Consider the following 12,331-nt stretch of genomic DNA (forward strand, 5'->3'; position numbering starts at 1 on the left):
AATGCCACTAAACTAGCTGATATTTATTAATTAAACGTAGTTTTATAATTAATTTTGATTGTATAGTTTAGATAACCGCAATAAAATCTTAACCCTGTCTACAACTACACAATAAAAATTACTATGAAAATACATAAATTACTGATTGCCATTGCTTTGCCAACATTGCTGGCTCTGTCAGGTTGCGAAACCGCACCTGTCAGCGAACCGGTTGTAGAACCCACCGCAGCCAGCACTCCATCCACGCCTACTGAGCAAACTGCAGCTGTTGCTCCAAAGACCGAAATCCCAACACCAACTGAACACTGTGCCAAACACCACCAAGCCGAGGACGGCGGCCATGATTGCATCAAACATTGCGCTACCCACAAGGGTAAAAAAGGCAAGGTGTGTCTGAAACATTGTGAGCACAAAGCAGTTGCAGAACATGACTGCGCCAGCCATTGTGCCGAGCATCCTGGCCAAAAAGATCAGGTTTGTGCCCAACATTGCTCTGAAGAAACTACCGCCAAAGCACACGCTTGCGGCGCTGAACACTGTGCGCATCATGAAGCCGAAGCCGCAAGTCATTGCAAACCCAGCCATTGCGCCAAACACACAGGCGGTGCTGCTCACCAATGCGGAACCGAACACTGCAAAAAACATGGCGGTGAAATGGCTGAATGCTGCGGCGCTGCTGAAAACAAATGCGAATAGTAATTCTGAACAATCAGAAACTTTACTTAGCATAACAGACTGAAAATCTGCCAGACTAAGGGTACTGTGTGGGCATCCTGCTCAGTACCCATTTTTATTTGCACAACATCTGATACTGAAAAGCCTAAGTGTTGCTCTATCTCCGCTCTGCCTAGCTGATCTTTTTTGTCTGTCAGCTTAACAACAATCTCCCTGATTTTGTTTGCCTAAATTCATGCCACTGCCGGCAAAATGCTACTGATGGGCATCAACATTAATTTCCCTCGCCAGCTTTACAGAAATTTATCCTTACCATTCAACTAGTTGATACAGCCTTGCCAAAATGGTTATTTTCTTGGCATTCCGTGGCTCAGACTGGCATCAAACTTGATACAAAATCATTAATTCTGTAGGTAACCTAACCCTAAACTAAATATTATGCCGATATACGCCATAAGCAGTGTAAAAGGCGACTATGCCTCGCTAGTGGGCTTGCTTGATAAAATCAACTTCAATCCTGAACTGGATTACTTGTGGTTTTGTGGAAACCTGATCAATACCGGGCCAGACTCACTGGAGATACTACGATTTGTGAAGAATCTGGGCAAACAGGCCATTACGATTTTAGGCCCTCAAGAATTACGTTTATTAAGCATAGCCAGCGGTTTTTTATCTGCAGATGCTGCCGATACCTTCAGTGAAATCCTGACTGCGCCAGATCGGGATGCACTATTAAAGTGGTTACGGCAAAGAGCCCTAATCCATCACGATGCCAAACTTAACTTTACACTGACACATGCCGGCATTCCAGGAGCATGGACCCTCAGCCAAGCCTTGACCTTTGCCTATGAAGTGGAATCAGTGCTTTCCGGCAGCAATTTTGCCAGTTTTCTGGAAAACAGACGTCAGGATCAAACCGGCTGGCATGCCAAGCTTAGAGGCTGGAAACGTCTGAACTTCATTACCAACGCCTATACCCTGATGAAATATTGCCAACAAAACGGCAAACTGGACTTCAGTGCCACAGGCCCTCTCCACAAGCAGCCGGTCGGTTTAAGGCCATGGTATAGGCAAACGGAGCGGCAGACCAGCCATTTGCAAATTATTTTTGCTGATGAAGCCAATTTTAACGATACACATTATCCAGGCATTTATCCCTTACCGGCACACGGCAAACCAGCGGCTTTGAAATTGTCTGCCATGCCAACCCTCATCTTTGCCGACCAGGAGTAGAAATGCCCCATCAAACTATCAACAACGCTGCACTTGCCGGGTTTAACGACTATCTGGCCAAAGCTAAACTCAGCATGAAACATCAGTATCAACAGCAACTGGCTGCGGATTTATCCAGTCAGCAATGGCAAAACTGTTTTCAGCGTAATGTGTTATTGGTATTAGCTCAGAGTTATGATCAGGCCTTGGCTCAGTTAATCAGCCTAAACTTTGACAGCAGCCTTACCCCAGTCAATCGGGGTTATTCTGAATTAACTCGACAAGTGCTGGCTACATTTGACGGTTTTGTTGATGAATTTTTACTATTTGTGGTCGACAAGCATCGCACCTCTTGCGCACTCTCCAATTTCCCGGATGAACATAAGCCGGACAAAGCCTATGTCAATGCCGTTAAACGCGACATAGCCGAACTTTGGCAAAGTTTTGCCTTAACCGCCAACGCTTACCTGCTGGAATGCCGGCCAGAGCATCGCCATTAAACCGGGATATCATTGTTTGACAAAAACAACAAAACCGCTGGCAGGAACCACGATATTGAGTAGACCTTGGTTGGAAGCGATGGCGGCACCATAATTTCCAATATTTTGTCCGCCATAAACACTTGCATCGCTATTCAATACCTCACGCCAGCTCGCATCCGGAATTGCCATTAAATCTTTCTGAATGACATAACCATTACTAAAGGCAATATTATTAAAGCTTGCTACGATAATAATCTGCTCGTCACCGTCCCAACGTTTAAAAGCAATCAGGCGATCATTATTGGACTGGTAGAGAATATCAATATTACGGCTCCTGATAGACTGAAAGCGGCGACTAAGGCTGATCAAATCCTGATAAAACCGAAACAGCCATTGTCCGTTTCCGACTCGTTCGCCGAGTATGTCTTCCCGATTCTCCAGAAAATGATCATAGGTATAGGGTTTTTGCGCGCCAATCTCTTCCCCCATAAAGAACATGGGGGTACCGGCAGAAAGTAGAGACAAGCCAAAACATACCCGGCTACGCGCTTCAGCAGCAACTCGGGTCGCACCGATAAGCGGGACATAATTGACAGCCACCACCAAGGTTCGTACAGAACCTTTGTCGTTACCCGCTTCGTCATGCGATTCCTGATAGACAATTTTTCCATATTGACTGGCATACAATTCACCGGAAAAACTATCCATCTGGAGCGGATCATTCCAGCCATAACCGGCCTGTTTCAGCAATCGCGCATGACCGCTGCCGCCATCCGCGTCACCAACCAAGCTGTGGTAAAAATTCATATCCCACACTGCATCGAACCCCAGGCCACCTTGAGCCGGCAATTTGGTTACAAAATCCTGAAAGGTGTAATCTTCGGCAATCAGCATAACTGTTGGCCGAATCATTCGCAGGGTCCGACTCCATTCACGCAGAAATTTTTGTCCGAAAACCCTGGCATTATTGATCAAGCGTCCATCCGCGTGTAGCCAGCTGTCCTGATGAATAGCCTGAGTCAAATCCACACGCAAGCCGTCAACATGCATTTCCTCAATCAGAAAGGCGGCGGCGCTGGTAAATTGCTGCCGAACTTTTTCTTCCCAAAAGCGCGGCGTATAACCGGTAGAACCATTATCAATATAGCCACCCTGACCAGCAGCGGGCCGTTTATCTGGGGGTAATGACGGATCATGTGCAGCTTGTTCATAAGCAGGATAATCGCTTGGCAGCCCTTCATACCAGTAATAAATATTTTGTACGTGATCGGTTGAATCGTATTGCCACTCGGCCCGATCAGCATTACCATCATAATGGTTGTAGACCACATCCTGTATTACCGCAATACCGCGTCTATGGCATTCACGGACAAAATGACGATATTTGTCACGCCCTCCAGCGCTTGATTCAACACATAAATGATGTGTGTCACCATAACCCCAGCCAATATTGCTGGAAAACTGGGCCAGTGGCAGTAGTTCGACAGCATTTACTCCAAGAGCGACCAGATGATCCAAAAAACTGATCGCATCGGATAAATCGCCAGGCTCTGATTTACCAAACCCCAAAGCACCGACATGCAATTCATAAATAACGATGTCCTCCAACCGGGTAGGCACAGCTAAACCTGGGGTAAACTCAGTAGCCCAAAATTCTTCTGCCGGAATTAGATCAGGTTCATTTCCTGGTGATGTGGAGGCGAAGTTTCTGCGGATTACATCCGGGTCAATAATTACACTGCAACTAACTGTTCCAGACAGGCTATCAGCACTACCGGACCAGGTTTGATCATTAGCCGGATTCACAGCCCCCTTGCCAATCTGGCTGCGCGAAAAAATATCTGTCCGGTAAACCGGATTATTTTGGCCGTTCAAAATACGATACATATAAGGTAAGCTTTTGAACTGCTCAAAATTTAGCACCGGCTGGCTTAGCCATACACCGTCAGGCATACGGCTAAGCGAAATAACCGGCTGAGCAGAATCTATCCCGGAACCATCATCGGCAATATAACCATTATCTAATGAACCAAATACCACCTCTGCACCTAGCGCATTAGGTGCCCAAACACCAAAGCGCAAGCTGGGAACACTACTACCGCCTAGATAGTATTTATTAGCCCCTAAACAACGTAAGTTAGTGAAATAATAGCGTTCAATTTGAGTTGACTGCGCGTTATTTAGAGTAAACAGACGATAGCGATCAACCGAATTTACATCTTGAATTTCAGTAGGAACACCCCAAAAATTACTGCCCTGAGGACCATCAAGCACCACCCCCCACTTAAAAGTCTTACTCTGATCAGCAAGTTCAAACGCAAGTGATGTCGTGAACATAGGACAGCCATCCTCGCCAAGCACTTCCTGCATAACAGACTCAGTCCAATTGTCTGAGTAACGGCCATTAACATCCCAGCTTCCGAAAAGACGCGGGTTGCGAAAAATAGATCTCTTTAAACCCGTCAAAAATTGAAACTCAATTGCCTGCGTTGCCATATTGATTCCTCAAATTTGGTTAAGAGCATTGCGTTATCTGGTCTGATATTTTGCTGATAGCGGCAGAACTAATGGCATTGTTTTGGTAATTGTTATCCTGCCTAATGTGTGTGTCAACACTTTTCTGGACGCACACTAAAGAAGCTAGCTGCAATTGATAACAAGTATTAATTAATAGCATTTGAGTTAGTCAATTACTTAAGAAATAATGATCATACGAGCAGCATTATTTCAGATAATTTTTATATTGCTATTTTAATACCACATATTGCTGAATAGCTGTTGATATATCCGCAGTTAAACTAGTTTTTGACTACTGCTGATATTGATAAGGCAACGGCTTTCATTAACCTGATTAACTTTTTTTCATGATAAGCACTAACAGAAAACAGACTATGTTTAATTTTATTATCAGTTAGTTACTCCAAGCCATCATATTGATCCTCGATAGCTTTAAAATGCTATCGACCGCTTTTGACTGGTTTTAATATTGCATTTGGCATGATTAATGCGGATTTTTTGCCGCATATTACTTAAATGGAGTATTAAATCATGCAATTCACCAAGAAATATTTGTTTGGCCTGGCTTTATTGCCCATCGCCATAAATGCCAATGCGGATACGATATATGACAGTCTAAGTGCTGTCAGCGCAGTTTCTGCCGGATTCAATCTTGTTTCAAACGCCAATTTCGGTCCATTGGCAGATTCGTTTTCGACAGGCGCCAACCCTTTTTCACTGACCGATGTCCAACTGGCGCTAACCAGTAATGACTCTAGCACTAGCGGTACGGTGACCGTTTCCCTGGTCAGTGACAATAACGCCTCACTTGGCAGTATATTGGCAACCCTGGGCACTATCAGCGATACCAGCTTGTCAGCTTATACACCAGCCACTGTCGACTTTGCCCAGTCTACCCCTATTCAATTGGCGGCGAATACCCGTTATTGGATAGAAGTGTCGGCGACTGATGACAGCAGCGCAGGCTGGTCTTATACCGCCGATACCACTGGAACCGGGGTGGCAACTGAGTTTAATGCCAATAGCTTTCAGGTCTATGCCAACGCGGGTGATCCAGCGCTAGCACTGATTAACAATCCCTACCAATTACAGATTAGCGGTGTCACAGCGGTACCACTACCGGGAGCCGCTTGGTTTTTCGCAATCGCGATCGGCGCTCTAAGCGCACTGAGACGCCGGCACACTTTTTCTAATGTTAATCAGGCTTAAACAGGGAGGCTTTATGTTTATTAAAAAACCAGCGCGAGAGCGCACTACCACGCTAGTCGTGACCTCATCACCGCGCTTATTGCCATTATTGCTTGGTATCGTTGCACTTAGCACCCAATCAGGTGTGACAGCAGCGGCTGATCCGTCAACGGCAGCCTATTATGGATTCGGCGGTACCGTAGCACCTGCCGCAGGCGCATCAACACCCTGGTGGCCGACCCCTACGCCTCAGGGTACACCGGCGGTGCCCAATCCGCCGGCAGCCAACAATGCGCCCGCTGGAGCACCTAACATTGTGGTGGTGTTGGCAGACGACTTGGGTTATTCGGATCTAGGCTCATTCGGTTCGGAAATCTCCACCCCTAACCTCGACAAATTGGCGAATAACGGCTTGCGGTTCCGCAACTACACCACCCACTCGTTGTGCTCACCGACCCGTGCGGCATTATTGACCGGCATCAATGGTCATTCGGCAGGTGTGGGGTTTATCGCAGACTCTAACCCTGGTTACCCAGGCTATGCCGGCGAAATTCAGCAAAATGCCGTCACTCTGGCGGAAACCCTGCATCTGAACGGCTATACCACGATTGCTACCGGCAAATGGCATTTGACCCAAGTTGCTGACCGGGTCAAAGATGGTCCTTATAACTCTTGGCCTTTGCAACGCGGCTTCGATAAGTTTTACGGCATTTTAAACGCTGAAACCCACCCACAACATCCGGATGCGATCTACGACGGCAACAGCAGAGTCCAGGTCAATCAGTATCCTAACGGTTTCAATACCTCCGATCTGTGGGCCAGCAAAGCTATTTCTTATGTTAAGGCGGCGAAAACGGCCAATCCGAATAAACCTTTCTTCCTGTATTTTGCCGATAATGCCGTCCATGCGCCCTTAAATCCGGATCCGGATCTATTAGCCGCTGTACATGCTAAAGGCCAGTATTCAGCCGGTTGGGATGCCATCCGTCAAGCCCGTTATCAAAAGCAGCTTAGCTCCGGTTTGATTCCAGCCAACACCACCTTACCGCCACTTAATCCCGGCGTCTCTTCCTGGAGCGCACTGCCCAGCGATAAGCAGCAACTGTTCACCCGTTATCAGGAAGCGTATGCCGCCTGGGTAGCCACCCTGGACCGCAGCTTTGGCCAACTTTACAATTATCTGGAAAGCTCCGGGCAGCTGAATAATACCATTATCGTGTTTGCATCCGATAACGGCGGCTCTCAGGAAGGCGGCTTGAATGGTACCACTATAGCCCTGGAAACTCTTTTCCTCGCCGGCAACACCAATGTGGCTTTCGATGAAACCCGTGAGGCGCAAATAGGCGGCCCACAAACTTCACCACACTATCCACTGGGCTGGGCCACGGTGTCCAACACGCCGTTCCGTGGCTATAAGCAACAAACAGTCGGCGGTGGACGCCGGGTGCCTTTAATCGTGTCCTGGCCGGGTCATATTGCCGACAACGGTAATATTCGCACCCAGTTCACGCATGTTACGGATATTGCTCCCACCCTGCTGGACATCGCCGGTATTCAACATCCGACGGTTTACAACGGCATACCGACCAAACCCATCGAAGGCACCAGCTTCCGCTATCTGTTGGATGGCAGCAACCCGGCCACAGCAGCGGAGCAACATACTCAGCAATACTTTGAACTGGCCGGCAACCGGGGTTATTATCTGAACGATGGCACACATGCCTGGTACGCAGTGACCGAACACACCGCGGGAACAGCCTTCTCGGCTAGCGAATGGCAACTCTACGATCTGAATCAGGATTTTACCGAAACCCAAAATCTGGCATCAGCCAATCCGTCACAAGTGACCGCTTTGGATAGTGCTTTCACCACGGCGGCATGGGCGCATCAGGTTTATCCACTATTCCAGGGATCCACAGCTATTTCTACATCTCAACAGCCAGCTTATTTGGCAAACCGGATCCAACCCATAACCGTAAGCCAAGGCGCATGGGTGGATCAATCCACTATCCTGCCGCTGATCTCACCCTATTGGAACCCATACGGCAGCACGGCAGCAGGCGCTATACACACAGCAGGGAACTATAGCATCAACGCCACAGTTAATTATAACGCCGGTAATCAAGGCATAATTTTTGCGGAAGGCGGGGATGATTTAGGCTTGGTACTGTATATCCAAAACGGTAACCTGATTCTGCAAAATGTTGCTTTCGGTGTTCCCACTAGTCTGAATCCGATTCCATTGACACCGGGCACACAGAACATTTCGTTAAATTTTACAGCGGGTGCTCCAACTGGACTAGGCGTCGGCAATGGTTTGGCAACGCTTACTGTCAACGGCTCATCCGTTTCAGGACAACTGCCGTCCTGGCTGGTTAGCTTACCGTCTGATTTTGGCGGACCACTCGATGGTTTTGATGTCGGTTTGGATCGCCGCGCCCCTGTTTCATGGACGCTGTATAACAAATATGGCACATTTCCCTATACAGGTACCATTAGTCAAGTTACCGTCACACCAGGCGTTTCTCAACCCTGATAGTGTCCGGTTAAGCTAAACCTGACTGGGAAGGCCGAGTCAACCGCAAGGCTGGCTCGGCCTTCTTCTTATTTTCTATTCCACACTTTCCAGGCAAGTACTCATGCAAAGACTTCTTAATATAAGGATAAGCAATGAGAACGCATTTTCTAAACCAGGTTGACCTACCGATATTACCGTAATCTGCTATGCCTAGTATTTTTAGACTCTAAATGGTATTCGGCACTTTGCTATTTTAATACCACATATTGCTGAATAGGTGTTGGCATATCCGCAGTCAAACCAATTTTGGAGTACTTCGGATATTGATGCGGCAACAAGTTTCATTAATCGATTAACTTTTTTTATGATAAAAGCATAAAAGAATATCTAATATTTAACATTCATTATCAGCTGCTTAGCTTACAAAACAGATTAAACTTCAATACCATTAAAAACTATTAGCCGTGGTTTGCCGGCCTCGATCCTTCATTTGGCATGATTAATGCGAATTTTTTGCCGCATATTACTTAAATGGAGTATTAAATCATGCAATTCACGAAGAAATATTTGTTTGGCCTGGCTTTATTGCCTATCGCCATAAATGCCAATGCGGATACGATATATGACAGTCTAAGTGCAGTTTCCGCCGGATTCAATCTTGTTTCAAACGCCAATTTCGGCCCACTGGCAGATTCGTTTTCAACCGGCGCCAACCCGTTTTCACTGACAGATCTCCAACTAGCGCTAACCAGTAATGACGCTAGCACCAGCGGTACGGTGACCGTTTCTCTGTTCAGTGACAGCGACGCGTCACTTGGCAGTTTATTGGCAACCCTGGGTACTATCAGCGATACCAGTTTGTCAGCTTATACCCCCACCACTGTCGATTTTGCCCAGTCTACCCCTATTCAATTGGCGGCGAATACCCGTTATTGGATAGAAGTGTCTGCGACTGATGACAGCAGCGCCGGCTGGTCTTATACCACCGACACCACAGGCACTGGCGTGGCAACTGAGTTTAATGCTAATAGCTTTCAGGTCTATGCCAACGCGGGTGATCCTGCACAAAATTTGATTAACGACCCTTACCAATTGCAGATTAGCGGCGTCACAGCCGTGCCTCTGCCGGGAGCCGCTTGGTTTTTCGCTACCGCGGTCGGCGCGCTAAGTGCACTGAGACGTCGGCACACTTTTTCTAATGTTAATCAGGCTTAAAACAGGGAGGCTTTATGTTTATTAAAAAACCTGCGCGAGAGCGCACCACCACGCTAGTCGTGACATCATCACCCCGCTTATTGCCTTTGTTACTGGGTATCGTTGCGCTGAGCAGCCAATCAGGTGTGGCATCAGCAGCAGATCCGTCTACCGCAGCCTATTATGGATTCGGCGGCACCGTTGCACCTGCCGCAGGCGCATCAACGCCGTGGTGGCCGACCCCGACGCCTCAGGGAACACCGGCGGTACCCAATCCGCCCGCAGCCAACAATGCACCGGCCGGCGCACCTAACATTGTGGTGGTATTGGCAGACGACTTGGGTTATTCGGATCTGGGCTCATTCGGTTCGGAGATTTCCACCCCTAACCTCGACAAATTGGCGAATAACGGCTTGCGGTTCCGCAACTATACCACCCACTCGTTGTGCTCACCGACCCGTGCGGCCTTGTTGACCGGCATCAATGGTCATTCAGCAGGTGTAGGCTTTGTAGCGGATTCTAATCCGGGTTACCCAGGCTATGCCGGCGAAATTCAGCAAAATGCCGTCACTCTGGCGGAAACCCTGCATCTGAACGGCTATACCACGATTGCTACCGGCAAATGGCATTTGACTCAGTTGGCGGATAGATCAAAAGACGGTCCATACACTTCCTGGCCTCTACAACGCGGCTTCGATAAATTTTATGGTTTTTTAAGCGGCGAAACGCATCCGCAACATCCAGACCTGATCTACGACGGCAACAGCAGAGTCCAGGTCAATCAGTATCCTAACGGTTTCAATACCTCCGATCTGTGGGCCAGCAAAGCTATTTCTTATGTTAAGGCGGCGAAAACGGCCAATCCGAATAAACCTTTCTTCCTGTATTTTGCCGATAATGCCGTCCATGCGCCCTTAAATCCGGATCCGGATCTATTAGCCGCTGTACATGCTAAAGGCCAGTATTCAGCCGGTTGGGATGCCATCCGTCAAGCCCGTTATCAAAAGCAGCTTAGCTCCGGTTTGATTCCAGCCAACACCACCTTACCGCCACTTAATCCCGGCGTCTCTTCCTGGAGCGCACTGCCCAGCGATAAGCAGCAACTGTTCACCCGTTATCAGGAAGCGTATGCCGCCTGGGTAGCCACCCTGGATCGCAGCTTTGGCCAACTTTACAATTATCTGGAAAGCTCCGGGCAGCTGAATAATACCATTATCGTGTTTGCATCCGATAACGGCGGCTCTCAGGAAGGCGGCTTGAATGGTACCACTATAGCCCTGGAAACTTTACTCCTGGCCGGCAACACCAATGTGGCTTTCGATGAAACCCGTGAGGCGCAAATAGGCGGCCCACAAACTTCACCACACTATCCACTGGGCTGGGCCACGGTGTCCAACACGCCGTTCCGTGGTTATAAGCAAGACACCATCGGCGGTGGACGCCGGGTGCCTTTAATCGTGTCCTGGCCGGGTCATATTGCCGACAACGGTAATATTCGCACCCAGTTCACGCATGTTACGGATATTGCTCCCACCCTGCTGGATATCGTTGGCATTCAAAATCCAACTGTTTACAACGGCATACCGACCAAACCCATCGAAGGCACCAGCTTCCGCTATCTGTTGGATGGCAGCAACCCGGCCACAGCAGCGGAGCAACATACTCAGCAATACTTTGAACTGGCCGGCAACCGGGGTTATTATCTGAACGATGGCACACATGCCTGGTACGCAGTGACCCAACATACCGCGGGAACAGCCTTCTCGGCTAGCGAATGGCAACTCTACGATCTGAATCAGGATTTCTCCGAAACCCAAAATCTGGCATCGGCCAATCCATCGCAAGTGACCGCTTTGGATAGTGCTTTCACCACGGCGGCATGGGCACATCAGGTTTATCCGCTGTTTCAGGGCGGGTCTGCGGTTCTTACCGCCAAGCAGCCGGCATATCTTGCCAATCGGATTCAACCCATAACCGTAAGCCAAGGCGCATGGGTGGATCAGTTTGCAATTACTCCACTGATTTCGCCTTACTGGAACCCTTATGGAACTGCCACAGCGGCAACGGTTCATTCAGCAGGAAACTACACCATCAATGCCACAGTTAATTATAACGCCGGCAATAAAGGTGTGATTTTTGCGGAAGGCGGCGATGATTTAGGCCTGGTGCTGTATATCGAAAACGGCAACCTGATTCTGCAAAATGTTGCTTTCGGTGTGCCAAACAGCCTGAGTCCGATTCCATTGACACCGGGCACACAGAACATCACCTTAAGTTTTACAGCGGGCGCCCAAACCAGTATAGCAAGTGGCAACGGTTTGGCCACACTTAGCGTGAATGGCACATCTGTTTCAGGGCAATTATCGCCCTGGCTGGTGAGTTTGCCTTCATTTTTCGCTGCTCCGCTGGATGGTTTTGATGTCGGTTTGGATCGCCGCGCCCCTGTTTCATGGACGCTGTATAACAAATACGGCACATTTCCCTATACAGGTACCATTAGTCAAGTTACCGTCACACCAGGCGTTTCTCAACCCTGATAGTGTCC

8 protein-coding genes are annotated in these 12,331 nt (G+C 48.3%); 7 read left to right on the plus strand and 1 reads right to left on the minus strand.

Going from position 1 to position 12,331, the window contains the following annotated elements; genetic code table 11:
- Nucleotides 1–123: 123 nt before the first annotated feature.
- The 3 genes from KEF85_RS14165 (at nt 124) to KEF85_RS14175 (ending at nt 2,387) form a co-directional block, all read left to right on the plus strand.
- Nucleotides 124–696, plus strand: a complete 573-nt coding sequence (locus tag KEF85_RS14165) for a hypothetical protein (RefSeq protein ID WP_215581675.1) — start codon at nt 124–126, stop codon at nt 694–696.
- Nucleotides 697–1,113: 417 nt separating this feature from the next.
- Nucleotides 1,114–1,908, plus strand: coding sequence for a symmetrical bis(5'-nucleosyl)-tetraphosphatase (locus KEF85_RS14170; protein WP_215581677.1), 795 nt, complete (start codon nt 1,114–1,116; stop codon nt 1,906–1,908).
- Between the two features lie 2 nt (nt 1,909–1,910).
- On the plus strand, nt 1,911–2,387 hold the full coding sequence (locus KEF85_RS14175) for an amine oxidase (protein WP_215581679.1): 477 nt from the start codon (nt 1,911–1,913) through the stop codon (nt 2,385–2,387).
- 9 nt (nt 2,388–2,396) lie between these two features.
- On the opposite strand, the gene KEF85_RS14180 is transcribed toward KEF85_RS14175, so the two are convergent.
- On the minus strand, nt 2,397–4,739 hold the full coding sequence (locus KEF85_RS14180; RefSeq protein ID WP_215581681.1) for an alpha-amylase family glycosyl hydrolase: 2,343 nt from the start codon (nt 4,737–4,739) through the stop codon (nt 2,397–2,399).
- Between the two features lie 678 nt (nt 4,740–5,417).
- Between KEF85_RS14180 and KEF85_RS14185 the strand changes: the two genes are divergently transcribed.
- The 4 genes from KEF85_RS14185 (at nt 5,418) to KEF85_RS14200 (ending at nt 12,323) form a co-directional block, all read left to right on the plus strand.
- Nucleotides 5,418–6,095 (plus strand): VPLPA-CTERM sorting domain-containing protein, encoded by a 678-nt coding sequence (locus KEF85_RS14185; protein WP_215581683.1) that lies wholly within the window; start codon nt 5,418–5,420, stop codon nt 6,093–6,095.
- 13 nt (nt 6,096–6,108) lie between these two features.
- A complete protein-coding gene (locus tag KEF85_RS14190) occupies nt 6,109–8,610 on the plus strand; it encodes an arylsulfatase (protein WP_215581684.1) in 2,502 nt (833 codons plus the stop codon).
- 528 nt (nt 8,611–9,138) lie between these two features.
- Nucleotides 9,139–9,807 carry a VPLPA-CTERM sorting domain-containing protein gene (locus KEF85_RS14195; protein WP_215581686.1) on the plus strand — a complete coding sequence of 223 codons (669 nt, stop codon included), beginning with the start codon at nt 9,139–9,141 and terminating at the stop codon, nt 9,805–9,807.
- Nucleotides 9,808–9,821: 14 nt separating this feature from the next.
- Nucleotides 9,822–12,323, plus strand: coding sequence for an arylsulfatase (locus KEF85_RS14200; protein ID WP_215581688.1), 2,502 nt, complete (start codon nt 9,822–9,824; stop codon nt 12,321–12,323).
- Nucleotides 12,324–12,331 lie beyond the last annotated feature (8 nt).

The sequence above is a fragment of the Methylomonas paludis genome, assembly GCF_018734325.1.
In the GTDB taxonomy this organism is placed as follows: Bacteria; Pseudomonadota; Gammaproteobacteria; order Methylococcales; family Methylomonadaceae; genus Methylomonas; species Methylomonas paludis.